Origin of the sequence: Microvirga arvi, from assembly GCF_016892765.1 — a bacterium.
In the GTDB taxonomy this organism is placed as follows: domain Bacteria; phylum Pseudomonadota; class Alphaproteobacteria; order Rhizobiales; family Beijerinckiaceae; genus Microvirga; species Microvirga arvi.
The window spans coordinates 92,048-117,576 of sequence record NZ_JAFEMD010000018.1 but is presented as its reverse complement, the minus strand read 5'-3'; the positions used below and the strand labels follow the sequence as shown (position 1 = coordinate 117,576).

Here is a 25,529-nt window from a genome sequence, read left to right as displayed (position 1 = left end):
CCTCCTCGTTTGCCATGTTGAATCACATCTCCGGTGCTTTGAAACTGCGACGAGTCATCCTCGTTGGGACTTGGTATTAGGAGCCCTCCCATTGCGGTAGAGCCTCCGCCAATGCGCTACTGAGAACCCGCAGAACGCAGCAGCCTCGGCCGTTTCTAGGATGCGATGCCGCGCTATCTCCGGCGGTAGGCGAGTGAACTCGCTGCAAGGCGGAGAGAACTCCCATTGCCGTAGCGCTACACTCGCACTGTGTTCTGCTTCAGTAGCAAGAGCGGCGATAATGCTCGTAAGCTGGGAAAGGCTTTGCTCTTCGACGGAGGTCCGAAGAGTAGCCGAGGGCTGGTGTTGGCCAGGGTGAAATGTCTTCCACGTGCTGCGCAGGCTCTGAATGATTTCTGTGGCCAGCGCCGCAGCGTCTCGTATGTGTTGAACCCGGTGACCCCTTGGTCCGATTTGAGAGAGATCTTGGCTGTTGAACATCGCTATTCCGCCGATCTATTTGGCCATGCGGAACACCATGAGCGCTTATGTCTACCTATGCACGGAGCAACAAGAGCATGCTCTTGTTGCTCGCATTGCTAATCGCTGCTCATCAAGCTCGCCCTGCAGCTCTTCGAATTGTCCAGATAGACGGAGGGTTGAACTCTAGGAGTTTGATCACCTCCTGGTGGAGTTTGGTATCGGAGATGATATCGCGGCCAGGAATGCCGTCCGGATATAACGTGCGTAGAACCCTCTCTACGCGAACTCGCTGTGGTGAAACCCGCTCAGAGCTCGCTTTGGAGCTGTCAACTGCGTTCAGAGGGTCTGAGGGGGCCTGTATATCATCTTGCTCTTCGGCAGGAAGATCTATTCTCGGGCTCACCCTGACCAAAGGCTCGGCGAAGCCATCACGTGTGAGGTACTGCTTGAGTTCGGAGAAGCGCACGACGATGGAAACATATTTGGGATCGTAGTGCGATATAACTTCATTGGTGAACCATTGCAGGCATTGCCTGTCGTACCACTCACCACGATAGCCAAACTGAACTAAGCTGCCGTCTGTCCTAAGAAAGCAAGGTGATAATCTGTATTTGCCAAATGCCCGCCTCAGTTCGTCAGCGGCATCGTGCCCTAGCACGAGGGCGTCAACTTTGGGCCGGGAATAGCTCCCAGGTAAAATACTGGGGTCGACAGGTACAAGCTCGCCATCTACCGACACCACCACGTCGGAATGCTCCAGCACGTCGAAGGATCCAACAACTTGAACGCGCTGACGATCTACCTCCCACGCGGAAGGTATGTATCCGTCATGCTGTACCTTGTGGTCGAGTATAAACGACCAGTCATCACACCGTACTGCCCAAGTGATGAGCAGTGCTTTCACAAGCGAAACGTACCCTGGCGGTACTAGTAAGCGAGAAGAAACACTTCTCGACATGGATGCACCTCCGCATGGCGCTTCCCGCATGAATAAGGCGCGGCGGGCCCGGTGCGGTCCAGGCTTTCGGCGGCCAAACCTAGCCGCGCCCAGGTCTCAGTATAGTGCTGGACGAGTATTTTGCACGCTAGCTGGAATGGGAATCGCCACTGCCGGTTCGTGCAAACTTGAGGCTTACTACCGATTGGATATGCGCAACCCACCTATCGAGCGCTTGCTTCTTCTCAGTTGAGTAGGTCGCACGGTTTAAATTCTGGCGACGCCGGCTTTGTGGTCGGAAACGTGGTTGAGGATTGCCTCAACCACATGAGGGAGGGTGCCCATTTCCGCCAGGCGTGTGGCTGTCGTCCGCCGCAAGTCATGACGCCGCCAGGGGCGCGTCTCTGCCCCGGCTTACGCGATCCACGGTTATCGCCTGTCCGTGTCCTGACTCTATTCAATCTGGGGCTCCTTCCACTGGAGGAGCTGAGAGCGCTGAATTGGGGGAGCAGCGCCCGTTGGACGGTGATCGTTAGATTGATGTTTCAGCGTTGCGCGCTGCTTGCTCGTAGATCCCAGATAAGACCCGAAGCATATCGGTCAGCTGGCTAAGATCAAGTTCTGACGTCGAAAACATTGCCAACGAGCGAATGAGGCAACGTTGTCTGACGCTATGATAGGCTGAGACCATCTTTCGACCCTTCTCTGTAGTTGAGAAGAATGTATCCTTGCTAATCTTCTTGCTCTCGACGAGATCTGCTTTCGAAAGCTTTTTTAAAGCATAGGACACCAAGTGGCTGTCCTCAATCTTTAGAGCAAAACAGATATCCGCAATGCGCTTAGAGCCATTCTTGTGGCTAACCATATGCAAGACAAGCAATTCAAGCGACGAAAACCCTTTTATTCCAGCCGCGGCGGCGCATCGTACGACCCATTGTTCAAAGGCATTCTTCGCGACATTAAGGTTCAACTCAAACTGGGTCATGGCAGGCCCTTGTTCTTCTATAAAGCTAGTAAGGGCCTTCTCATCACTCAGCCGCATCATCGTCCTACTCCCGGTTCCGAACCATCCAACGAGCAAGCCATGTACTAGCGCACTTCCAACAAGACAACGACATTCACACGGCAAATTACCTATAAATTGTCTCCAAAGCCTATTGAACTCGCGACAACTTGCTGACAGCTTGTTGGATGTGCTCGGCAGACGATTGAAATTGCAAGAGGCTCGAACGGGCTAAGAGAGCAGGGAAGGATATATCAGGATGAACTTCAAACCGAATAGTAGAGCGTTGCGCGATTTGGCAAAGCAAGAAGGGCTCGATGCGATTGTTGCGATGAGCCCTGAGAATTTTACTTACGCCTCGGGTGCCTACGTTCTCACTGTTAAAGCGATCCGTCCCCGGCAGGCCTATACCGTTTTGCCAGCCCGATCCGAGCCATTTGTTCTTGTCTGCAGCATCGAGGAGAGCCTGACCCGCTCCGAGAGCTGGATTCCGGATGTTAGAATTTACACCGAGTTTGTGCATAACCCGATTGATAGGCTTGTCGAGGAACTAAAGAAGGAAGGGCTCAATAAGGGAAAGATTGGAATCGATCTCGATTATCTTCCGTCAACCTCCTACGCTCTTTTAAAGGAGTCTCTTCCTGACGTAGAGCTCGTGAATACGACCGAGACCATAGCAGCAGTACGGGTTATCAAAAGCGACAGCGAGATCCAACTGCTGGAGACGACAACTAAGCAGACCCATCGCGCCGTTCTGGATGCTATGGCCGCCAGCAAACTCGGAGATTCCGAGTACGATATGGCGAACAAGATCGCGAATAACATCATCAATTATGGTGCCGACGGTACGCTCTTTTTGTGCTTTGCGAGCGGAAAGCGGACACCGCATCCTCATGCGATCGCTCAGCCCGACGTCATTCCACAGCCAGGCGACCTCATCCGTTTCGATGTTGGGGGGACCTATGGAGCATTTGCAAGCGATTTCGCCCGCACCTATTCGGCAGGCGAACCCTCTGACATGCAGAAGCAAGTCTATGCAGCACTGATCGCGTGTGAGACAGCCACGATTAACGCGGTGGCGCCCGGAATTCTCGCAGAAGATCTATTCTACCTCTGCAAGGAGGAGTTTGCGCGGCACGGGCTTAAGTTTCATATGCCTCATGTTGGGCACAGCTTCGGCGTCGAGTTGCATGAGAACCCGATGTTACGCCCAGGAGACAAGACGCCTTTGCAGCCCGGCATGGTGATCAACATCGAGCCCGGAGCAAAGGATGATGACGGGTCGCTCTACCACAGCGAAGATCTGGTTCTCGTAACCGAGACGGGCTTCCGCATCCTGACGCTCGGGATCGCACCGAAGGAACTCCCTGTGATTGGGCAGACGCTTCAGCATTGATCCACTCGCCGGAGCGCCGCTTTTAGGCGGCGCTCCGGCACAGTCATAATCCAGAAGGCGAATAGAGGAGTGACACGAAATGCGCATGTCCAAGTTTGTTGGTATCACCGCGCTGGTCGCGGCGACCATAAGTCTCCTTCCTGCTACTGCCTTTGCCCAGACCTTCCGGCTGGGGCATCACCACGCCGTCGGCGGCGCCGTTGACAAAGCGGCCAAGCATTTTGCGGCGCTTGTTAATGAAAAGTCCGGAAAGCGCATCACCGTTCGTGTGTTCCCCGCTGCACAGCTCGGCCAAGAGCGCGAGGCATACGATCTGGTGAACCAGGGCGCCATTGATATATCCATCACATCAACTGCGATCCTCGACAAGGTGTTCCCGCCAATTGCGGTGACCTCACTGCCGTTTGTCTTCCGCGACTGGGATCATGCCCGCACTGCCTACAAGGGGGAATTCGGCAAAGCGCTGACCGATGGTGTGCGTGAGGCGAGTGATACAGAGATCCTCGGCTTTATCCATCTTGGCTTCCGAGACCTTCTATTTACAGGTGAGCCCCCGGCAACTCTTGCCGACATGAAAGGCAAGCGGATGCGGTCTCCGGAGAACACGGTCTGGATCCGGATGTTCGAGCTGATGGGATCGCGACCAACTCCCGTGACGTGGGGCGAAGTCTACACGTCCATGCAGACCGGCGTTGCGGAGGGCCTCGACAGCCCGCCCGCGACTGCGCTTGATATGAAGTTCAACGAGGTGACCAAATCGCTCGTGAAGACCGGCCATATGTTTGGATCAATGATCTTCGCGATGAATGAAAACAAGTTTAAGGGGCTGAAGCCTGAGGATCAGGCGCTCATGAAGGCTGCCGCAGTTGAAACCGGAGACTGGAGCGACACCGAGATAGCGATGCCCGAGGAGAAGTCAGCATACGACAGGCTCACCAAAGCTGGCGTCAAGGTTGTGGAGGCCCCGAAAATCGAGGAGTGGCGGGCCGCGATGGCTCCTCTGAGGGATGAAGTCGCCACTCGCAACAGGGGAGCCGACCGGTTCATCAAGATGCTGGTATCCGAGCAATGATTGGGGAACCTGCATTGGACTCCGTTAGCCAGACAAAGGACAGCCGCTCCGTGCGGCTGCTCCTCCTGATTGCCTCCATCCTGGTCGCTGCAACCGTTGGACTCAGCTTCGTGCAAGTCGTCCTGCGCTATATCTTCAACAATCCACAGGCGTGGTCGGAAGAAGTCGGCCGGTATCTGTTCGTGTGGATCACTTTTCTCGGATCTGCCGTCGCGTTCGCCAGAGATTCCCACATCAAGGTGGATGCCATCCCGGCATTGTTGGGGCCGGCCGGAATGCGCATCTCCGACATATTGAGGCGCCTCGTTGAACTCGCCGCTATTGGTATGCTGCTTTACTCAGGTATCATCGTGGCATGGCGAAATCGATTTTCTTTCTTCTACACGATCCCTGATGCCCCGCAGGTCCTGTTCTACTTAGCGGTACCAGTCGGCTCGTTCTTTATGTTTTGGTATATCCTGCGCGGACTAATCGCGCTGCGTTCCTGATCGTCAAGCCACTGGAGAGCCGCTATGGAGCTGACGGTCCTGTTCGTGTCGTTCATTGTCTTCCTTCTCCTTGGGACATCAGTGGCGGCTGCCATGATCATGTCTGCCGTTCTCTCGCTCTTCGTCGGAGGCATGCCAATGACGATCATGGCAGAGCGGGTGCTGAGCGGCATCAACTCGTACACGCTTCTGGCCGTGCCGTTCTTCATCTTTGCGGCGGTCATCATGAACCGCGGCGGATTGACTGATCGCCTCCTGGGTGTCTCACGCTGCTTTGTTGGGCATTTCCGGGGCGGTACCGCGCAGGTCGACATCCTTGCAAGCATCTTTTTTGCAGGGATGTCAGGCTCTGCCACGGCCGACGCCGCCTCGCAGGGGCGCATTCTGATCCCTCACATGAGGAAGGAGGGGTATGATGCAGGTTTTGCGGCAGGCGTGAACTCGGCATCTGCCACCATCGGAGCGATTATTCCTCCGTCCATCGCAATGGTGATTTATGGGTCGGTTACAAACATCTCAGTCGGCGCCCTCTTCCTTGCGGGAGTCATTCCTGGACTGATCACCGGTCTGGGGATGATGGTTGTGGTTTCGTTTCTGGCCGGACGCCGCGGCTATCCACGTGCGCCAAAGATGACGTGGCGCGAATGTGTTGGTCCAGTTCTCGATGCATTGCCGGCTTTATTGGCTCCTGTTATCATTCTTGGAGGCATTTTCACTGGGGTAACGACTCCGACTGAGGCTGGCGTCATTGCCTGCGTCTATGGGTTATTCCTCGGCTTCGTTGTCTATCGGGAACTGACCCTAAAGGACATCTTGCCCATCCTGGCTGAGACAGTTGAGGCAACGGCGGTGCCCGTGTTTATCATTGCGGCGGGATCAATCTTCGGGTTCGCGTTAACAACATCTGGCTTCGGCTTCATGGTGCAGGATGTGTTGCAGGAGATCACCACGAGTCCAATCGCTCTTCTTATGATCGTGGTAACGATCTTCATGGTGGTTGGTCTGTTTGTTGAGGGCACCGCCGCGATGCTCATCTTTGTGCCGATCTTCATGCCGCTGGTCCAGCTCTATGAGATCAATGATATCCAATTCGCCATGATTGTGATCATCACGATTATGATCGGGACCATCACACCTCCCGTGGGCTTGCAACTGTTCATTGCTGCGGACATTGCGAAAATATCAGTCTTCAAGGTGGATATATGGCCATTCGTCGTGATCATGTTAGTCGTGGTGTTAGTTCTCGTGTTCGTGCCGGAGATGGCTACATTCCTTCCTGCCGCTCTCATGTAGTCGAGAATAGCATTCGGGCTCGGTATTCGGTGGGGGTCCACGCCCTGTTTGCCTAAAGTAGGAGTTCAGTGGCTTCGTAGCGGACTCGAGCTCCGGTCCAGATGTTTGGCATGGACATCTAGCCTGTAGATATCCCCGTTCCAATCGGGCACGGCACTACTCCGGGCTTGTCAGACTACTGTGCGCAAGCGCCAAATCAGGGGGCGGCCTACACCCATGAGGCCGTATAGTGCACACGTAAATCCGTGCTCACGGGAGCAGAGTATTCACTGACAGCCTATCAAGGAGACTGGAATGGAGTATCGCACCCTGGGCCGCTCTGGGCTCAAGATCTCACCCATTTGCCTGGGGACCCTGATGTTCGGTGGCCCAACCGACGCAACCCACTCCACGCGCATCGTCGCAAAGGCTCAGGAGGCGGGTGTCAATTTCATTGATACTGCTGACGTCTACAATGATGGCGAGTCTGAAGAGGTCACTGGGCGTGCCATCGCAGCAAACCGCAGTCACTGGGTGCTTGCTACAAAAGTGGCCAATCCCACCGGGCCAGGCCCCAATCAGAGAGGACTGTCTCGGCGACGCATGATGGAGGCGGTTGACTCGAGCCTGCGCCGCCTCGGAACAGATTGGATCGACATTTACTACCTCCACAAAGAAGACCACGCGACACCGCTCCTTGAGACAGTCAGTGCCATGGGCGATCTGGTGCGGCAAGGAAAGATCCGCTACTTTGGAGTATCCAACTATCGAGCGTGGCGTGTGGCGGAGATTTGTCGCCTCTGTGATGAGCTTGGAATTGACCGTCCGGTGGTGAGCCAGCCCTGCTACAATGCCATGAACCGTATGCCAGAAGCCGAGCACTTTCCTGCGTGCGAGTATTACGGATTAGGCGTAGTGCCGTACTCCCCCCTGGCACGCGGCGTGCTCACCGGCAAATACAAGCCTGGAGAACCGCCGCCTGAAACCAGCAGAGCCGGGAGGCAGGACTTGCGGATGATGCAAACTGAGTGGCGCCCCGAGTCCTTACTGATTGCGCAGAAAATCAAAGAGTATGCCAGTCGCCGGAGGATCTCCGCTGCCCAATTTGCCGTGGCTTGGGTGCTCAACAACCGTTTCGTTGCGGCCGTTATTGGCGGTCCCCGCACCGAGGAACAGTGGGACGAGTATCTTAAGGCTCTTGAGTATCGGTTCACCGCTGAAGATGAAATGTTCGTTGATGGCCTCGTCATGGCAGGGCATCCGTCGACGCCTGGGTATAACGACCCAGCCTACCCGATTGAGGGCAGGTCTCCGCACACATTCTATCAGAGATAGAAGGTCGCAAAGCGGGGGTTCCGTTGCAGGCCCTGCCCTAGGTCAGCCGATGGCCGTGCGGCGCCTGAAGTTAAGCAGGCACACTCGGAGAGTGGGCGAGGCTCTTACCTCTGCCGAAGCTCACTCAAGAGATACGGTAGTAAGTGTGGAGGAGCCCGGCGATGACCTCAAATCAGGTCCATAACAGCTTCTAGTGAACAGCAGTGATCCAAGATCGTCAAAGGCCCTTAAGCAAACATAAGGCAAATAGGCACTAAAGCCGCCGTCTCTCCTGAAACTTTCAGCCTTGCCCGTGTCGATAACAGTATGCCCTTGAAGCGATGCAAAAAAGTCATCAATGTGAGCGAAACATCGCGCTTGTAGGGAAGTCAGAAGCCGGCAACCATGATTGCACTTGGTGATGGGATGTATTGCTATGAAAACAATGAGCGATGCGATCAGAAATCTCGAGGCCCTCAAGATAGAGCCGCCTGCCAGCATGGAGGATCTATACGAGATCACCGCACATGGCCCCATCCGCCACTCTAACATCTCTCCCAAAGAAGAAATATTCGAGATCTGATGCTCATGGGAACCTTGAGAGGAACGCCACTTCTGTCGGTCAGGGACCTGAGCGTTCAGTTTCGGACCGACCAAGGGCTCATTACGGCGGTCGATGGCGTCAGCTTCGATTTAAGAGCCGGGCAGACGCTCGGTATTGTCGGAGAGTCGGGGAGCGGCAAGAGCGTCACGGCCATGTCGCTTCTTCGTCTGCTTCCGCCTGCAACGACCAGGATTGCCCGCGGAGAAATTCTTCTAGAGGGACGAGATATCATCAAGGCCTCGGAATCGGAACTGGAGAGAATCCGCGGTCGTGACGTCTCCATTGTCTTTCAAGATCCGATGAGCTCCCTCAACCCGGTTCTGACAATCGGCCGCCAGATCTGTGAACCGCTTAGGCTTCACCTAAAGCTATCCCGGGCGGAGGCAAAGGAGCGAGCAGTCGACCTCCTCGGGTTCGTCGGGATTCCTTCTCCACGGGAAAGCCTCGGCAGCTATCCACATCAGCTGTCAGGCGGCCAGCGCCAGCGTGTCGTCATTGCGATGGCGCTGGCCTGCAGGCCAAAAGTCCTCATTGCGGACGAGCCGACAACGGCACTCGATGTGACCACCCAGGCCCAGATTCTCGATCTCCTGCGCGAACTCCAATCCAAGCTGCATATGGCTGTGATCCTGATCACGCATGATCTAGGCGTCGTCGCGGAGTTCGCCGACGATGTACTGGTGATGTACGCCGGCCGCATGGTCGAGAAGAGCCCAGTATCTCAGCTCTTTGCGCGAGCGCGACATCCCTATACGCAAGGTCTCCTCAACAGTATCCCTCCGTTCGGTGACCAGGAGCTTGAAAAGCTGCCCGCCATCAACGGTACAGTTCCGTCTCCGTTCGCCATGCCGTCCGGATGCGCATTCCACCCGCGGTGCACCTTCGCCTCCAGCGCATGCCTGGAAGCCGTCCCGGAGCTCGCCTCATGCGGTCCCAACCATGTCGCTGCTTGCCTGCGCGTGACCGAGCTTGAAAGGATGCACGCATGAGCGAGCCAAGTACACTCGTGAGGGCTAAGAATCTTGTGAAGGAGTTCTCGCCGCGGGGGGGAATCTTCGCAAGGAGAAAGGGGAGGGGCGTCCGTGCCGTCGACGGTGTAAGTTTCGAAATTCAACGCGGCGAAACGTTGGCTCTCGTTGGGGAGAGCGGCTGCGGAAAGTCGACTATGGGCCGTCTTCTCATGAGGCTCATTGAGCCGACCTCCGGTGAGGTAGACTTCGACGGCATCGAGCTCCTGAAGGCCAATGACGCAGATTTCCGCACAATCCGCCGCCGTATTCAGCTGATATTCCAGGATCCCGCAAGCGCGTTCAACCCCCGCATGACAGTCGGCGCTATCATCGCGGAGCCGATGCGACTGGCCGGCTTTTCGAGGGAGCGCTGCCGGGAGCGCGTCAAGGAGCTTCTGCCGCTGGTGGGGCTGGCCGACTTCCATGCGGACCGCTACCCGCACGAGTTCTCTGGAGGTCAGCGTCAGCGCATCGGCATCGCAAGAAGCCTCGCGGTTCACCCGGAGTTCATCATCTGCGACGAGCCTGTGTCGGCGTTGGACGTTTCCATCCAGGCCCAGGTGATCAATCTTCTGACAGACCTGCAGAAGCAGTTCGACCTCACCTACCTCTTCATATCTCACGACCTGAGAGTCGTCCGTCATATCGCGGACCGTGTCGCTGTCATGTATCTCGGCCGCATTGTCGAGATTGGAGATAAGCGGGCCATCTACAGCCGGCCCCTTCATCCTTACACACAGGCTCTCATTGCAGCCGTCCCACTTCCCGAGCCAGGCCGCGCAACGTCGCACACCCGGCTGACCGGTGAGATCCCGAGCGCCCAAAATATTCCATCGGGCTGCCGCTTTCATCCCCGGTGTCCCTACGCCATGCCCATCTGCCATGAGCGCGATCCTGCCACCGTGGTGACGGGCGATGGGCGGCAAGTGGCCTGCCACCTTGTCTCTCAATCTCTGGACATTCAACCGCAAGCTCTTGAGCCACAAAGGATGTGAAATGAAGAAAGCTGCCTCCAAGGAACCCGCACTTCGTGCTCTGGTTCAGAGACTCGGTCTCGATGCCATTGTTCTTATGAGCCCCGAGAACTTCGCATATGGCTCAGGACTCCATATCATCACTGTCAGCATGATCCGTCCCCGTCAGGCGTTCCTGATCATGCCGCGCCAGGGCGAACCAGAGCTTGTTCTTTGCAGCATTGAGGTTCCCCAGGCCAAGCAGGAGGGGTGGGTCTCGACCATCCATCCGTACACGGAATTTGTGCATCACCCCATGGATGTCCTGGCGACGCGCCTCAAGGAGCTCGGTTTGGCATCAGCACGGGTCGGGATGGACAGCGACTATCTTCCCCTGAGTTCCTATGAACGGTTCCGGGAGCTGCTGCCGGGGATACGGGTCGTCAACACGACCGAGGAGGTCTCAACGGTTCGCGTCATCAAGACACAGGAAGAAATTGACCATATCGAGCATGCAACCCGCGGTACGCATCAGGCGGTTCTCGACGGTATGGCCCAGAGCAAACTCGGCGATAGCGAACGCGACATGTGCCTGAAGATCGCGAGCGGCATCATACGCAACGGCGCCGACGGCACGGCCTTCCTGTGTTTTGCCAGCGGCGAACGTACCTATATGACCCATGCTATGGCGACTGATCGCGTGCCCAAGGAGAGCGAGATTATCCGCTTCGACCTCGGGGGCACCTATGGCGTGTATTCGAGCGACTTCGCCCGGACCTACTCCACCGGTAACCCAACTCCTCTGCAGCGCCAGACCTATTCTGCTCTGGTGAAAGTTCAGAAGGCTGTGATCGACGCTGTGCGTCCCGGCCTTCTGGCTGAGGATCTCTACTTCCTGACCCGGGACGAGTTCCAGAAGAACGGACTCGTTTTCCGGCAAGCTCACATCGGACATAGTTTCGGTGTGGAGCTTCATGAAACGCCAATGTTACGTCCTGGTGAGAAGACAAAGCTTGCTCCGGGAATGATCCTGAACATCGAGCCCTCCGTTCTGGATGATAACGGGACCAAGTATCACACAGAGGATCTGTTGGAAGTTACGGAGAGTGGATTCCGACTAATGACGTTGGGTATCGCTCCAGAGGAAATCCCCATCATCGGGGAGACGGTACCAGTATCAGCCTGATCATCTCTCATACGACTCGAAAGGAGTGTATGCATGCGCACGCGTATCGTTCCCGTTCTTGCCGCCCTGTTCTCACTGTCAGCAACCACGCTCGCGTTCTCTGCGGAGAAGACGCTCTCGGTCGCTGCCGCAGTGTTCCCTCGGTCACTTCAGACCGGTCAAAGCTCTTTCGCCGCATTGAGCCTGATCGCCCAAACCAACGAGGCTCTTGTCGGACGAGATAACGCCGGCAATATCTCGCCTGGCCTTGCTCTGAAGTGGGAGGCTGTCAACGAGACCACAACGCGCTTCCATCTGCGACAAGGTGTGAAGTGGCATGATGGCAAGGATTTCACAGCTGAGGATGTTGCCTTTACCATCAATCGCATCGTGGATCCGAAGGTCGGCTATGGCCTTCTCGCCCGTATCGGTCAGGTCTCCGGAGCGAAGGTTGTCGACAAGTACACGGTCGATATCACGACCAAGACGATCTTCCCCACACTCGTGCGCGGGTTATCGGATATCGTGATTGAGCCGAAGCATTACTATGAGCAGGCCGGTGAACAAGCCGTCATTCAGCGACCTATCGGGACCGGCCCGTTCATCTACAAGACGTATGTGCCGGGAGATCGCTACGAACTCACGGCAAACAAGGACTACTGGGGCGGGGCGCCAAAGTATGAGAATCTGGTGATCCGTCAGATCCCCGAGGCCGCAACGCGCGTTGCATCACTGATCGCTGGTGAAACGCAGATCATCGAAGAGGTTCCTGTCGATCTCATCGAACAGATCGAAAGCTCCGGCAGAGCGAAGATCGATGAGATTACCACAAGTGCAGGCCTGATCCTGACTTATGACGTGCGCAAGCCGCCATTTAACAATCCAAAGGTTCGTGAGGCCTTTGACTATGCCATCAATAAGCCTGCCATTTTCAAAGAGATCCTGAAAAGCCGTGGTGAGATCCTGGATGGCCAGCTGCTGACGAAGAGCACCCTCGGATACAACCCCGAGATCAAAGCACGGCCTTATGATCCGGAGAAGGCTAAGGCGCTGCTCAAGGAAGCAGGGTTCAACTTCAAGACCACTGTCCCTCTCGCGACCCAATCGGGAAAGTACACGTCCGACGTGGACATCGCGAACGTGGTGGCCGGCATGCTCAACGAGATCGGCGTCAATGCTACTGTCAATGTGGTTGAAGGCGGCGTCTGGTCGCAGATGTCTACGGCCCTTGAGATGGGGCCACTCCACATGATCGCTTGGTACAGCTTGGGAGATGCAGACTTCTCCTCGGTCTGGTTCACCAAACTCGGTAAGCGATCTGTCTGGATCAATGAGGAGTACGATGCTCTCTTTACCAAGGCCCGTTCGACGAGCAGCGAGGAAGAGCGGGTCAAATACTACAATGAGATGATGGCCTTGATGCACAAGGAGAACCCGGCGATGTTCCTCTTCGGACTCCCGAGCATTTACGCCGTCAGCAACAGCATCACCGGTTTCGGGGCCGCGTCTGACAAGGTGCTCCGAGTCAATAAGGCGGAACTCAAGTAAAGGCTGACGCCAATGCTCCGCACCATCGCGCACAGACTGACCCTCGCGCCTCTGACACTTCTTCTCGTCAGCTTTGTGACCTTCATCATTCTGCGCGTGACGGGCAATCCGGTTGATATCTATCTGGATATCAACCGGACCCCCGAGCAGGTCGCCGCTTTGACCGAGCGGCTGCATCTCGATAAGCCGCTTCTCGTTCAGTACCTGATCTATCTCCGAGATCTCGTGCAGGGGGACTTCGGGCAATCCCTGCAATATGGCGGCCCAGCGATCGACGCTGTTATTACGAGTATCGGGCCGACATTACGCTTGCTCTCTGCAGCGTTGCTTCTGGCCGTTACTCTTGGCACCGTCGCAGGCTTGGTGGCAGCCGTCTACCGCGACCGCTTCCCCGATGCGGTGCTCTCCGCGTTAGCGGTAGCGGGGCAGTCCATGCCTAGCTTCTGGCTCGGAATTCTCCTCATTCAGCTTTTTGCCTTGAAGATGCAGTGGCTTCCCACGTCGGGAAGCGGCGGATTCAAGTATCTGATCCTTCCTGCTCTGACACTGAGCGCCGTTCTGTTGCCTAACTTCATGTTAGTCACACGCACGGCTGTGCTCGACCTCATGAACGAGCAGTTCGTTGCGACGGCTCGCGCCAAAGGCTTATCACGCATCAGAATTCTGCTGACGCATATTCTCCCAAATGCGGCCAATCCGCTGCTGAGCTTTCTTGGCATCCAGATCGGCACATTGATGGGCGGATCGATCATCACGGAGAGTATTTTCGGGTGGCCAGGAATTGGGCGGCTGATGATCAGTGCAGTGTCCAATCGTGACGCGCCCGTGGTCCTTGCCACCGTCTTCCTGGTCAGCATCACGATCATCCTAGCCAACCTTGTTGTCGATGTCCTTCATAGCATCATCGACCCTCGCATTAGGCACTAGAGACATGGCAAGATCTCTCTTCAAAGGACAACTGAAGCTTTGGCTTGGCGGCGGCTTCGTTCTTGCCGTTGTTCTGATGGCAATTTTCGCGGACTGGATCGCTCCCTATGATCCGTATCGGCAGAACCTGCTGATGCGCTTGAAGCCACCGGCTTGGATGGAAGGTGGATCAACGAGACATCTCTTGGGAACCGACAACTACGGCAGAGATCTGCTATCGAGATTAATCTACGGCGCGCGGATTTCACTGCTTGTTGGCGTGTCGTCTATGGTGCTGTCGTGCACGATCGGATTGGTCGCGGGGATTTTCGCTGGATACAAGGGCGGCCGATGCGAGCAAGTTATCATGCGCTTGGCCGATGCGCATATGGCCTTCCCCGATATCCTGCTTGCGATCGTCATGGTGGCGGCGATGGGAGGTGGAGCATTCAACCTCATCCTTGTGCTCGGCATCTCCCGATGGATGATTTATGCGCGGGTGATTTTCGGACTGACGCGCTCGATCAAGCAGCGGCCCTTCGTGGAGGCGGCGGCCTCATATGGGGCAAAGGACGTTTATATCACCTTCCGTCACATTCTTCCCCAGCTTGTGCCCGTCCTGACGGTTCTGGCGGCGCTTCAGGTGGCGCAGATGATCCTACAGGAAACGGCGTTGTCCTTCCTTGGACTTGGGGTTCCGCCGCCTGCGGCTACATGGGGCAATATTCTCGCGGAAGGGCGGGACCGACTGTTCGTCGCACCGTGGATCGCCAATGCGGCCGGGCTTGCCATCATCCTGCTCGTTCTATCGGTCAACCTTTTCGGCAATGGGCTTCGCGAGCGCTTCGATCCCCGTATGCGGCAGGCCGCCTAAGGTGTTGGCCCGGAAGCGAACTGATTGGAGTTCTCGGTGAACGAGGCGCTGAAAAGCATCTGCGGCCACCGACAGGCGCCGTCCTGGGAGGGAGAACATCGTGATCCGGCCCTGATTCAAAGATCTCTCCCGGAAAGGCAGGGCTTTCACGGCTCCGGACCGGATGGCGTCTGCCGCGGAGATATGTGCCAGAAGAGCGATGAGATCCGCATGAACGGCCATATTCAGTCGAATTTGAACGGAGTTGCTTTCCAGAGCAGCTCTCAGCTTGACCCCGCTGCGTCGCGCTGTCCGGAAGATCAAGTCGCCTGTGGCCGATTGCGGCAGAGGCAGGGCCAGAGGAATGTCGACAAGGTCGCTGATGGAAAGTTGCTCTCTCGATGCGAGAGGATGAGAGTACGGCATTACGGCCACGATCCGCTCGGGAAGCGAATAGCTGATCTTCATGTCCGTATCGAGTTCCGGATTGTAGGCGAGTCCGAAGTCGACGGCACCGTCCTTTACATCCTCCACCACGCCATTCGTCGTACCAATGCGAACGACGGTGTTCACGCCTGGATACTGGTGTCGGAAGGTCCGGATGCAATCTGGCAGGACCATGTTCATGAAGGACTCGGGAGCCGCGACACGAACCGTACCGCGGTGAAGCCCTTGCAGAGCCGTGACCTCGGATTTCACGAGCTCGAACTGAGAAATTCCCTCTCGGGCGTAACGCAGAAAAAGCTGGCCTGCGGACGTGAGACTGATACCGCGTGGCTGTCGCTCCAAAAGGGGCGCGCCGATCTCTTCCTCGAGATTGATGATCTGACGGCTCAAGGCCGATTGCGAAATATGCAGGACTTCCGCGGCGGCCCTCATAGAGCCTTCTTCAACGATTGCGATGAAATAACGCAACGTATTCCGGTTCATCGTTCCGAGCCTTCAGCCTTCAACGGAGAAGAGATACATGATCGAGCGTTTAGAGACAAAGACCCGTATGAGCCAAGTCGTCGTTCATCGAGATACTGTGTATCTGGCCGGTCAGGTCCCCGACGATCCGGCAGCGGGGATCAATGAGCAGACCCGACAGGTCCTCAAGAAGATCGAGCGCCTACTCACGCTCGGAGGCTCCGATAAGACGAAGCTCTTGTCTGCAACAGTCTGGCTGACGGACATGCGCTACTTTGCCGAGTTCAACGAGGTGTGGGACGCCTGGATTCCTGAAGGGGATGCGCCGGCGCGGGCGTGCGTCAACGCACTCTTGGCCCAACCGGGATTCAAAATCGAGATCGGCATCGTTGCGGCCCGCTGATCTATGGACATCAATTTGCCTGACGTCGTTTACGAGGTCGAGGTCGAGTTCCTCCGATATGAGGAGGCGCTACGGACCAACAATACCGAAACACTTGGGTCACAATTCTGGCACGACCGCCGAACTGTGCGATACGGGATGGGAGGAGAGAACCAGTATGGATGGGACGAGATCCAGTCTTTCCGGGTGTCTCGTCCACCCATCGCCGGAGAATGGCGTCGCTTAGACCGTACGACGATCACAACATTTGGGCGAGATCTTGCAACGGCATCAACGCTCTTCCTGAGGGATGATGCTCCTGGCCTCATCGGTCGGCAAATGCAGACCTGGGTTCGCATGCCTGACGGATGGCGTGTCGTGGCAGCCCATGTCAGCGTCGTTGATGCAGTCTAGAGCGTCGGACGGTTTTTCGGACCCGCTCGGTTCCCGCCTCTCCCAGTGGAGAGGGGTGGGACGTCATGGATCCACCTTTTCGTCCGATGCTCTAGAATCCGGAAGACACGAGCCGCACTCCTAGCGATGCAAAAACAGCATCGCGATGAGCGATAAAATCTGCTTGTCGGGAAGGTGCTAATTCCGCTCTCTTTACAATGAAGAACTACCTGATCTGAGGAGGGAAAGATTGAAAACATTCGACCAAGCTGTCGGTAACATTGCCGGCGTTCGCAAGGCCATCGACGAGGGTCCGTTCGATGCTGTCATCGCAGTATCACCCGAGAACGTTCGTTACATCGCCGACGTCGAGATCGCGACACAAAAGAGCATCCGCGATCGTCTGGCACTCATCCTGTGGGCGAAGGGGCATGAGCCTGTCTTCATCGTCTGCCAGGTCGAGGAGGGCTTCGTTCGTCAGGAAACGTGGATCACCGATATCCGAGGCTTCAAGGAATTCGTGACCTCTCCCATTGACCTTCTTGCCGAGGTTCTGGCCGAGAAGGGATTGACGCATGCCCGGATCGGCTGCGAGCTCGAGTATCTTGCCGGAAAGTATGTCCGACAACTCGAAACGCTCATGCCACGAGTCGTCCTTGAGCCCTGCGATCAGATGTTCCGCCGCGCGCGCATGATCAAGACCCAGCGCGAGAAGGACATCCTCAGGTTTGGATTCCGCGGGACTGAAAAGGCGATGCTCGCGACCTATGCGACCGTGAAGGAAGGTGAAGACGAATGGAGCCTGGTGCGACGCTTGGCTGATCACATCATCCTGTCAGGTTCGGATCTTGTAGCCTTCAATCACATCAACGCCGGGCCAAATACGGGCTTTCCGCACGCTGGTCCATCCAATTACCGGGTCCAGAAAGGCGACATCGTCAAAGCCGATTCGGGAGGTTATTACCAGAGTTACATCTCCAATGTGGGACGCACGGCGAAGCTCGGGAAGCCGACGCAGGAAGAGAGCGATACCTGGAAACGTCTGCGCGAGATCCATCACAACACCATCGATCTCCTGCGCCCCGGGAACACGGGCCGCCAAGTCTTCGAAGCGGCAGCCATCATGCATGAGAAGGCTCGATTGCCTTTTCCCTTCGCACATAATGGCCACTCGATCGGACTGGAGGTTCATGAGGCGCCGTTCATCGGCCCGTACGAGGATACGGTTTACGAGGCCGGCATGATCTCGACCGTCGAAACGCGTGTGCGGTGGGTCGGGCAGAAGGGGCTCCACATGGAGGACCTGTTCGAGATCACGGAGAATGGCCCCCGGCTGCTCTCGGACGCCTTTGACAACGAGGAAATCTTCGTCATCTAACCGTTCAGGCGGCAGCCTCGGCTGCCGCCTGTCATCCTCCCACCGAGGGGCCATGATGCCGGATGATCGACAAGACTCCTTGAATGCCTTTGTACGAGGCCAGCGGTGCCTTGTGGCGGCCATACGCGAGGGCGCTCTATCCGGCCTGACCTTCGCGGTCAAAGACCTGCTTGATGTTGCGGGCTATGCAACAGGCGCCGGCAATCCGGACTGGAGCCGCACGCACCCGGTGCCCGCACAGCATGCACCAGTCGTTTCGGCTCTCCTTGAAGACGGCGCGAGCATCATCGGCAAGACCATGACCGATGAGATCTCCCTGGGCATTCTGGGTGAGAACGGACATTTCGGCATGCCGATGAACCCTCGCGCCCCGGACCGTGTGCCGGGAGGATCCTCCAGTGGTTCGGCGTCCGTCGTTGCGGCCGGACTCTGCGACTTCGCTCTTGGAACGGATACGGGTGGATCTGTCCGGGTCCCGGCTTCCTTCTGCGGGCTGTACGGCATACGTCCCACCCACGGCCTCATCGGTTTCGAAGGCATCGTCTCTCAGGCTCCGAGCTATGACACCGTCGGCTGGTTCGCACGTGATGCCAGAACTTTCTCCCGCGTAGGCAGCGTGCTCCTGAAGGAGTTGGCCGAGCAGCGGGCTCCCCGAAGGTTAGTGGTCGCAGCCGATGCATTCGGATTTGCGGAGAAGGGTGTTCAAGATGCTTTGGAGAGCGCCGTCAGGACGCTGGAGCACTGTGTGGGAGCCCGGACGGATGAACCTATCGCTCCCGCTGGCCTAAATGTCTGGCAAGGCGCACAACGGGTCCTGCAGTCCAGCGAGGCTTATGCTGGTCTGTCGCGGTGGCTGGACACCTGTAATCCGCTCATGTCTTACAGCGTCGCCCGCGCTTTGCTTCGGGCATCACAGTTTACCGATGAGGAGCGGGGACGAGCAGCCCTGATCCGTCAGGAGGCCATGGGGCGGATGCGGCATCTGCTGCAGCCCGGCACGATCGTCTGTTTGCCAACCACGCCCTTTGCGGCTCCGTTGAAAGACCAGCCGCTTTCCACTCTGGGCTACCTGCGCGATCAGATCTCCTGTCTTACCACGCCTGCCGGATTGTCCGGCGTGCCGCAGGTCAACATTCCTTGGTCGATGCCGGATGGAACTCCTATCGGTCTCTCCATTATCGGTCCTTGGAGGAGTGACCGCATGCTGCTCACCATTGCTGAGGCATTCGAAGCTGCCACCAGCAAGAACGGGCAACGCAAATGAAGCCGAAGATCGCCTTCATCGGAACGGGTGGAACGCTCTCGTCACTCGGGGCGCATTCCCTTGATTTCGTCGATTACAGCCTCAGCGGCAAGAGGCTGAACGCGGACGAGATCGTGGCGAACGTGCCGGAACTGCAGCTCTATGCCGATATAGTGCCAGTTTCGTTCAGGGGACTGGCGAGTTTTGACATCGCTTGGCCGGAATGGTGTGAGCTGGTCGGTCTCTGTGAGACCTTGGTCGAGGAGCATGCGGATCTGAGTGGAATCGTGATCGGGCATGGAACATCGACGATGGAGGAGACGGCTTATGTCCTCAACCTCACTCTCACCATCGACGTTCCAGTAGTGCTTGTTGGAGCCCAGCGTCCCTTCGACTCACTCTCAAGCGACGGACCCATCAATCTCGTCAATGCGGTCCGGGTGGCTCTTTGCGCCGAGGCCCGCAACATGGGTGTGCTCGTCGTCCTCAACGATGCGATTCATGCGGCGCGTGAGGTGACGAAAGGATCGACGCTGCGATTGCACGCTTTTCAGTCTCCGGACTCAGGTCCGCTGGGATGCGTCGACGGAGATCGTGTGAGCTTTTATCGGAGGCCGCTTCGCCGCCACTATCCCAGGACGGAGTTCGATATGGCTGCGAGCGATAGCATGCCAAGAGTCGATATCGTATACGCTTATCCCGGGAGCGATGGGACGGCGATTCAGGCTTTTCTTCAGGCTGGAGCCAAGGGTATTGTCTCAGCAGGCTTCGCTCCAGGGCACCCGGGCTCATTGGAGGATCGGATCCTTCAGGAGGCCTCAGATGCAGGCGTCATCGTGGTGCAGGCCTCTCGCGCCCAAGAAGGGCGCGTGCCGGAAGGTCGGCGCCTGCTAGAGGGCAAGGCTTTGAGCGCCGACAACCTGAACCCGGAAAAGGCCCGTCTCCTGCTCGCCCTTGCTCTGAGCCAAGGTTACGATGCGCAAGAGATCCGGCGTATCTTCGCGACCTATTGAGCAGTCATCTCCTCATCAGGAGAGTCGTCGATTCACTTCCAAGGGAAATGTCATGCTTCCAGCAAGCCTTCGGGTTAGTGTCGCCGGATTCGGTACAATTGGCGGCGAGGTCATCGGGGCTCTCGCGCGAGGGATTGACGGTCTGACCCTTGCGGCCGTCTCGGCTCGCGATAAGGTTAGGGCAAAGGAGCGTCTGGCCGAGTTGGGCCTTGCGATACCGGTTTGCGAGTTGAGCGAATTGCCGTCGCATGCCGACATCATCGTCGAATGTCTACCGCCGGCCGCCTTTCGCAGCATTGCGGAACCCGCTATCGAGGCAGGACGCACCCTTGTCGTTGTTAGCGCAGCGGCCTTGCTGGAGAACGAGGACCTTCTGGCGCGGGCTCAAGAGCGCCGCGTGCCCCTCCACATCACAAGTGGAGCGATCGCCGGTCTGGACGGCGTTCGCGCATGTCTCGAAGGTACGATCGAAACCGTAACGATCAAGACCAGCAAGCCGCCTATGGCTTTCATGAGCCTGCCCAATCTTGCCGGTCGGAAAGCCGAACTGGAACAACTTTCGCAGCCCATCTGCCTGTTTCAAGGGTCAGCTCGCGAAGGTGGAACGGCATTCCCGACAAACGTGAATGTCGCTGTGGCTTTGGGCCTCGCTGGTATCGGGGTCGATCGCACCGTCCTCGAGATCTGGGCCGACCCCACAATCCTGCGCAATACGCATGAAATTCGCGTGATGTCAGACGCAGCCGAATGGTCCATGCGGATCGAAAACCTTCCTGCGCCGGGAAATCCAAGGACCAGCCGGATGGCTGCTCTGAGCACCATTGCGTTGCTTCGCCGCCTGACCGCATCCACGTCCGTTGGCAGTTGAGGGGGCGTCGATGCACTGTAAACCGAAAATCCTCATTGTCGCAGAGCAGGCAGAAGAGGACATGGTCAAGATCGCCGAACTCTGCGAAGTTGTTTATGCCCCTGGGGCAGATCCAGCGACAGTTAGTGGCTCAAGCCCTGATATAAGGGGCGTCTGGACGCTCGGAACGATCGGCATGTCCCGCCAGGCTATGGAACGCCTCCCGAAGCTCGAGATCATCGTTGTTCAGGGTGTCGGCTACGAGAACGTGGATCTCGCTGCAGCAAAGGAACGTGGGATCATCGTCACTACGGGTAAAGGAGCCAACGTTCAGAGCGTTGCCGACCATACGCTGGGTTTGATGCTGTCGCTGCTGCGAAGAATACCGGAGATGGATCGTGACGTGCGTGCAGGGCGGTGGCGGGACATGAGGACACGCGATCCTAGTCTTCATGGCATGGTTGTAGGGATTCTTGGGTTGGGAGACATCGGTGAGGCTATCGCTAAGCGAGCCGAAGCATTCGGTACCAAGATCATCTATTGCAGCCGCCGTGAACGCCACGACGTACCCTATGCTTTCACCCCAGATCCCAAGGAACTGGCGAAGCTCTGCGACATTCTCGTGCTGAGTTGTCCAGGGGGAGCGGAGACATATCACATCGTTAACAGGGAGGTGCTACGGGAACTAGGCCCGCACGGCTATCTGGTGAACGTTAGTCGCGGAACAGTCGTCGATACCAAGGCCTTAATCAAAGCTCTAACCACGGGAGTGATTGCTGGGGCGGCACTGGACGTTTTTGAAGACGAGCCACATGTCCCAGATGACTTGAAGTCACTTTCAAACGTGGTTCTTACGCCACATGTAGCAGGACTGTCACGGCAGGCGATGGCAGCTGTTGTTGACCGAGCGATCAGTAATTTGGTGGCGTACTTTGCCGGAAGAGAGCTTTCAGCGCGAATAGCCTGAGAAGGTGGCTTTGGGCAATCTAGGCCAAGGCCATCAGCCTAAGTGGTCTAGGTCGGGCAGGGGCTAGACTGTATAAGCTAGGCTGATAATCACCACCGTTGCTGGCGTGCTCTGAATCAGCGCTACATCCAACCGCAAATTGCCCGGCGTGGGTTGACGGCATTGCGACGCTGGGACGCTATCGCTACGTTGTAGAGCGCACACTCGCTTGGTACGGGTAGTTCCGCAGGCTCGCCATCCGCTACAAACGCGGAGCTGACATCCAGACTGCTTGCCCCTCGCTCGCCTCAGCCCTTATCACCTAGCGCTTCGTCAGAGGATGGTCTTATGAGGTGCTCATAGTGCCGTCGGCTGGTTCATCTTTTAGTTCGAGGATGTAATCTGCCCATCCCTTGAGAGCCTCGCGCTTCTCTTTGGCATAGGTCGCGCAGTTATATATTCCGGCGACACCGGCTTTGTGGCCAGAAACGTGGTTGAGGATTGCCTCGATCACATGGGGGAGGATGCCCCTCTCCGCCAGGCGTGTGGCTGTCGTCCGCCGCAGGTCATGAAGCCGCCACGGGCGCATCACTGCCCCGGCTTTCGCGATCCGGGCGTCCAGACGAGTTTTCGACTTTGGCCACCCACTGAATCCGCCTCGACCCTCGCCGAATACAAAGTCGTGCCCTTCGCGGCGCGGGATGCCCCGCATAATTTGCAAGACGATGTCACTGAGCGGCACCTCATGGGTTAAGCCATTCTTTGTGCGGAAGGCGAAGCTTCACATTCCTGAGGTGGTCGGTATCTTCGGGCAACAAGGAAGATGTCCGCAATGAAGCTAGCAAATCTCGAAACGTTTGTGCATCTGGCGCGCCTCCGTCATTTCGGTCGGACTGCGAAACACCTTAACACGACCCAGCCTGCAATATCGTCTCGCTTGGCCGCTCTCGAGCGGGAGTTGGGAGTCCAGCTGATCGATCGCGAAGGGCGCGAGTTTCACCTCACCCCGGCCGGTCACGAGGCGCTGCGGGTGATCAAAAAGATGCTGACTGACTTCGATAACCTGAAGCTAGGTTTTACGGACCCAGAAAGCATCCCTGTCACTTTGCGGATCGGCGCAATCGACGCGATTGTCCAGACGTGGCTTCCGCGCCTCTATGAACAGCTGCGGCAGACCTATCCAGGTTCGCAGATCGAGATCGTTACAGACTCGACCTTCAGCCTCAACCAGCACCTGAAAAGCGGTGAACTGGATATTGCCTTCTGTCTCGATCCTGTCCTGGAGGAGGGCTATCGCAGCTTTGTCGTGTGCTCCTATGCGATGGCCTGGGTTGGAAGCCCGAAGCTTGTGGAGCGCGACCAGCTCTATTCAGTTGCGGAACTAGGAGCCATGCCGCTCATCACGTTCCCACGCGGCTCGCCGCCGTATCGGATGATCGCGCCCTATTTCCAGGACGAGAGTGTTCTTGCTTCCCAGTTGTCGAACTCCAATTCCCTGCCGACCATGATCCGTCTGGCTCTCGATGGTTTCGGAGTGGCTGCTATTCCTACCATCGTGGTGCAACGGGAGCTTGCATCGGGCGAACTGGTTCAAGTCCAGATCAACAAGCCTTTTCCACCTCTGACATTTATTGCGAGCTACTGCCCGGTTCCTGGGTCTCTTTTGACCGAGAGAGTGGCGGAGCTGGCCCGGCGAACCGCAGCAGATTTCTGCGCTGCGGCCAATCCAAGCCTTGCTTGGATTGACAGAGGTGGTCAATAAATAATTTTTATCGTCGCGATATAGAACGATAATTGGACTTGTTTTGCCTTGGCTGCAACGCTTCCGTGGCAAATACTGGCTGGGTTTGCTCCCGGCCTTGGGGAACAGCTCATGACAACACGCCGCCTTTACCTAAAGTTCGTCGACAAGGATGTTCAGGGAACCATCGATCTCTATTGGGAAAATGCTCCTGTAACCTGTGACACAATCTGGAATGCTCTGGTCAATCCCGTCCGAATGCCAGCCGGCCATGCCATGTTCGCTGGGCCTGAGATCATGACCGGTCTTCCGGCCGAGGCGCAGACCTTCGATCCTCTCTCGATTCCGGCCGAGAATCAGACCTGCTTCCCCATTGCGGGAGAGCTCCTGTGGTTCTACCAGGCCAAAAATCTCATGAAGGGCATGACCGACGAGTTCTGGGAGATCGGCATGTTCTACGACAACGGGGGGCGCATCTTCGGGCCCATCGGCTGGACCCCCTGCAACATCTTCGGCCGTATGACCGAGGGTCTCGAAGAGGTGGCTGCCGCATGCCGCAGCATTCGTATTGAGGGCATTCAGACTGTAGAAATTGGGCGCTTGGCCTGAAACAGCGTAGCCTGAACCTGTGCAACAAACCAGAGGGTGAAAACAATGTTTGCCAGAGTCTCACAATTCGCGGCGGCTCTTGCCGTGGCAACGGCTCTCGTCACGCCGGCTGCAGCCAAAGACAAGCTCGTCATCAACTCCTATGGCGGTGCTTACGAGCAGATCCACCGGAAGCTCGTGATCGAGCCGTTCATGAAGAAGTACGATGTGGACGTTCAGGTCGTCACAGCCTACTCGGCCGACGCCCTGGCGCAGCTGCGCGCCCAGAAGGCATCTCCGCAGTTCGACGTTATCCACTTCTCTGGCGGACAGGAAGTCGTGGCCGCTCGAGAAGGGCTGATCTCGCCCGTCAAGGCGGAAGAGCTACCGAACGCAAAGGATCTCTATCCGTTCGCCACTGAAGGGCTGTCGCGAGGCGAAGGGCCTGTTCACGCGGTTGCCGCCATTGGTCTCCTTTACAACAAGGACAAGGCGCCTAAGAAGCCGGCGCGCTGGGCTGACCTCTGGGATCCTGCATACAAGGACCACATCGTCCTGACCGACCTATCCAACAGCTATGGCCTCCTGGGCTTCCTGATGATGAACAAGGTCAAGGGCGGCGACATCAAGAATCCGGAGCCGGGCTTCACTGCGGTGAAAGACCTGCTCGATAGCGCCGTTGTCGTGTCAACCTCGCCCGAGATGCAACAGAATTTCGCGCAGAACGACGCCTGGGTCGCCCCTTATGCGCAGGACTATGCCTACACCTTACGCAAAGCAGGCCTGCCGATTGAATTCGTGCAGGGCGCCGAAGGCACGCCAGCCGTCTATCTCACGGCAAACCTTGTGGCGAACCGTCCAAATCATGATTTGGCGAAGAAATTTATCGACTTTTCTCTCTCTGCCGAAGTGCAGGAGGGTTGGGCTCGTGAGCTGCGCTACTCGCCCACCAACAAGGCGACCAAGCTCGACGACACTCTTGCGAAGGAGGTCGTCTATGGTGAGCAGGCCGTGTCCGGCCTGATACGCTTCGATCCCGTCGAGGTGGATGCTGCCCGCGCTTCGCTGGTCGAGCGCTGGAAGAAGCTGATCGCCCGCTGATTGGT

At 57.0% G+C, this 25,529-nt stretch carries 25 protein-coding genes and 2 pseudogenes; 22 read left to right on the top strand and 5 right to left on the bottom strand.

Annotation, left to right across the window (positions count from 1 at the left end; genetic code table 11):
• Nucleotides 1-592: 592 nt before the first annotated feature.
• The 3 genes from ILT44_RS13505 to ILT44_RS13500 all read right to left on the bottom strand — a co-directional run bounded on the left by ILT44_RS13505 (nt 593) and on the right by ILT44_RS13500 (nt 2,444).
• Nucleotides 593-1,366 (bottom strand): hypothetical protein, encoded by a 774-nt coding sequence (locus tag ILT44_RS13505; RefSeq protein WP_204240116.1) that lies wholly within the window; start codon nt 1,364-1,366, stop codon nt 593-595.
• 300 nt (nt 1,367-1,666) lie between these two features.
• A complete protein-coding gene (locus ILT44_RS31900) occupies nt 1,667-1,777 on the bottom strand; it encodes a hypothetical protein (RefSeq protein WP_372441160.1) in 111 nt (36 codons plus the stop codon).
• A gap of 154 nt (nt 1,778-1,931) precedes the next feature.
• On the bottom strand, nt 1,932-2,444 hold the full coding sequence (locus ILT44_RS13500; protein WP_204240115.1) for a winged helix DNA-binding protein: 513 nt from the start codon (nt 2,442-2,444) through the stop codon (nt 1,932-1,934).
• 217 nt (nt 2,445-2,661) lie between these two features.
• Between ILT44_RS13500 and ILT44_RS13495 the strand changes: the two genes are divergently transcribed.
• The 12 genes from ILT44_RS13495 (at nt 2,662) to ILT44_RS13440 (ending at nt 15,004) form a co-directional block, all read left to right on the top strand.
• Complete coding sequence (locus ILT44_RS13495) at nt 2,662-3,798, top strand: M24 family metallopeptidase (RefSeq protein WP_204240114.1); 1,137 nt, start codon at nt 2,662-2,664, stop codon at nt 3,796-3,798.
• A gap of 85 nt (nt 3,799-3,883) precedes the next feature.
• Nucleotides 3,884-4,870 (top strand): TRAP transporter substrate-binding protein, encoded by a 987-nt coding sequence (locus tag ILT44_RS13490; RefSeq protein ID WP_204240113.1) that lies wholly within the window; start codon nt 3,884-3,886, stop codon nt 4,868-4,870.
• A gap of 50 nt (nt 4,871-4,920) precedes the next feature.
• Complete coding sequence (locus ILT44_RS13485; protein WP_204240112.1) at nt 4,921-5,358, top strand: TRAP transporter small permease; 438 nt, start codon at nt 4,921-4,923, stop codon at nt 5,356-5,358.
• A 24-nt stretch (nt 5,359-5,382) separates the two neighbouring features.
• Nucleotides 5,383-6,651: a TRAP transporter large permease gene (locus ILT44_RS13480; RefSeq protein WP_204240111.1), complete on the top strand. Its 1,269-nt coding sequence runs from the start codon at nt 5,383-5,385 to the stop codon at nt 6,649-6,651.
• 294 nt (nt 6,652-6,945) lie between these two features.
• Nucleotides 6,946-7,965 carry an aldo/keto reductase gene (locus ILT44_RS13475; protein WP_204240110.1) on the top strand — a complete coding sequence of 340 codons (1,020 nt, stop codon included), beginning with the start codon at nt 6,946-6,948 and terminating at the stop codon, nt 7,963-7,965.
• A 415-nt stretch (nt 7,966-8,380) separates the two neighbouring features.
• Nucleotides 8,381-8,527, top strand: coding sequence for a hypothetical protein (locus tag ILT44_RS13470; RefSeq protein WP_204240109.1), 147 nt, complete (start codon nt 8,381-8,383; stop codon nt 8,525-8,527).
• Nucleotides 8,527-9,537, top strand: coding sequence for an ABC transporter ATP-binding protein (locus ILT44_RS13465; protein ID WP_372441159.1), 1,011 nt, complete (start codon nt 8,527-8,529; stop codon nt 9,535-9,537). The genes ILT44_RS13470 and ILT44_RS13465 overlap by 1 nt, the downstream gene beginning before the upstream one ends.
• Nucleotides 9,534-10,553, top strand: a complete 1,020-nt coding sequence (locus ILT44_RS13460; RefSeq protein ID WP_204240107.1) for an ABC transporter ATP-binding protein — start codon at nt 9,534-9,536, stop codon at nt 10,551-10,553. Before ILT44_RS13465 ends, ILT44_RS13460 begins: the two co-directional genes overlap by 4 nt.
• A gap of 1 nt (nt 10,554) precedes the next feature.
• Entirely contained in the window at nt 10,555-11,697 is a 1,143-nt protein-coding gene (locus tag ILT44_RS13455) for a M24 family metallopeptidase (protein WP_204240106.1), read from the top strand.
• A gap of 177 nt (nt 11,698-11,874) precedes the next feature.
• Nucleotides 11,875-13,224, top strand: a complete 1,350-nt coding sequence (locus tag ILT44_RS13450; RefSeq protein WP_204240105.1) for an ABC transporter substrate-binding protein — start codon at nt 11,875-11,877, stop codon at nt 13,222-13,224.
• A 12-nt stretch (nt 13,225-13,236) separates the two neighbouring features.
• Nucleotides 13,237-14,151, top strand: a complete 915-nt coding sequence (locus ILT44_RS13445; RefSeq protein ID WP_204240104.1) for an ABC transporter permease — start codon at nt 13,237-13,239, stop codon at nt 14,149-14,151.
• Nucleotides 14,152-14,155: 4 nt separating this feature from the next.
• Nucleotides 14,156-15,004 carry an ABC transporter permease gene (locus ILT44_RS13440; RefSeq protein ID WP_204240103.1) on the top strand — a complete coding sequence of 283 codons (849 nt, stop codon included), beginning with the start codon at nt 14,156-14,158 and terminating at the stop codon, nt 15,002-15,004.
• On the opposite strand, the gene ILT44_RS13435 is transcribed toward ILT44_RS13440, so the two are convergent.
• Nucleotides 14,936-15,913, bottom strand: a complete 978-nt coding sequence (locus ILT44_RS13435; protein ID WP_204240102.1) for a LysR family transcriptional regulator — start codon at nt 15,911-15,913, stop codon at nt 14,936-14,938. The two genes, ILT44_RS13440 and ILT44_RS13435, sit on opposite strands and share 69 nt — an antisense overlap.
• A 37-nt stretch (nt 15,914-15,950) precedes the next feature.
• Between ILT44_RS13435 and ILT44_RS13430 the strand changes: the two genes are divergently transcribed.
• From ILT44_RS13430 to ILT44_RS13400, 7 genes and pseudogenes are all read left to right on the top strand, one after another.
• The gene (locus ILT44_RS13430; RefSeq protein WP_204240101.1) at nt 15,951-16,295 is read left to right on the top strand and encodes a RidA family protein; all 345 of its coding nucleotides are present in this window, start codon (nt 15,951-15,953) and stop codon (nt 16,293-16,295) included.
• Between the two features lie 3 nt (nt 16,296-16,298).
• Complete coding sequence (hpxZ, locus tag ILT44_RS13425) at nt 16,299-16,688, top strand: oxalurate catabolism protein HpxZ (protein WP_239468200.1); 390 nt, start codon at nt 16,299-16,301, stop codon at nt 16,686-16,688.
• A 229-nt stretch (nt 16,689-16,917) separates the two neighbouring features.
• Nucleotides 16,918-18,045, top strand: a complete 1,128-nt coding sequence (locus tag ILT44_RS13420; RefSeq protein WP_204240099.1) for a M24 family metallopeptidase — start codon at nt 16,918-16,920, stop codon at nt 18,043-18,045.
• A pseudogene (locus ILT44_RS13415) lies at nt 17,990-19,270 on the top strand (amidase); the annotation flags it as partial. The gene ILT44_RS13420 and the pseudogene ILT44_RS13415, both read left to right, overlap by 56 nt.
• 35 nt (nt 19,271-19,305) lie before the next feature.
• A complete protein-coding gene (locus tag ILT44_RS13410) occupies nt 19,306-20,301 on the top strand; it encodes an asparaginase (RefSeq protein ID WP_204240097.1) in 996 nt (331 codons plus the stop codon).
• A gap of 52 nt (nt 20,302-20,353) precedes the next feature.
• Nucleotides 20,354-21,169 carry an aspartate dehydrogenase gene (locus ILT44_RS13405; RefSeq protein ID WP_204240096.1) on the top strand — a complete coding sequence of 272 codons (816 nt, stop codon included), beginning with the start codon at nt 20,354-20,356 and terminating at the stop codon, nt 21,167-21,169.
• A gap of 10 nt (nt 21,170-21,179) precedes the next feature.
• Nucleotides 21,180-22,115 carry a 2-hydroxyacid dehydrogenase gene (locus ILT44_RS13400; RefSeq protein ID WP_204240095.1) on the top strand — a complete coding sequence of 312 codons (936 nt, stop codon included), beginning with the start codon at nt 21,180-21,182 and terminating at the stop codon, nt 22,113-22,115.
• Nucleotides 22,116-22,440: 325 nt separating this feature from the next.
• Here ILT44_RS13400 and ILT44_RS13395 read toward each other — a convergent pair.
• Nucleotides 22,441-22,851: pseudogene (locus ILT44_RS13395) on the bottom strand (tyrosine-type recombinase/integrase); the annotation flags it as partial.
• A gap of 66 nt (nt 22,852-22,917) precedes the next feature.
• On the opposite strand from ILT44_RS13395, the gene ILT44_RS13390 reads away from it, so the two are divergent.
• The 3 genes from ILT44_RS13390 (at nt 22,918) to ILT44_RS13380 (ending at nt 25,524) form a co-directional block, all read left to right on the top strand.
• Nucleotides 22,918-23,856 (top strand): LysR family transcriptional regulator, encoded by a 939-nt coding sequence (locus tag ILT44_RS13390; RefSeq protein WP_307826490.1) that lies wholly within the window; start codon nt 22,918-22,920, stop codon nt 23,854-23,856.
• A 111-nt stretch (nt 23,857-23,967) separates the two neighbouring features.
• Entirely contained in the window at nt 23,968-24,444 is a 477-nt protein-coding gene (locus ILT44_RS13385) for a DUF3830 family protein (protein WP_204240092.1), read from the top strand.
• 45 nt (nt 24,445-24,489) lie between these two features.
• Entirely contained in the window at nt 24,490-25,524 is a 1,035-nt protein-coding gene (locus tag ILT44_RS13380) for an ABC transporter substrate-binding protein (RefSeq protein WP_204240091.1), read from the top strand.
• Nucleotides 25,525-25,529 lie beyond the last annotated feature (5 nt).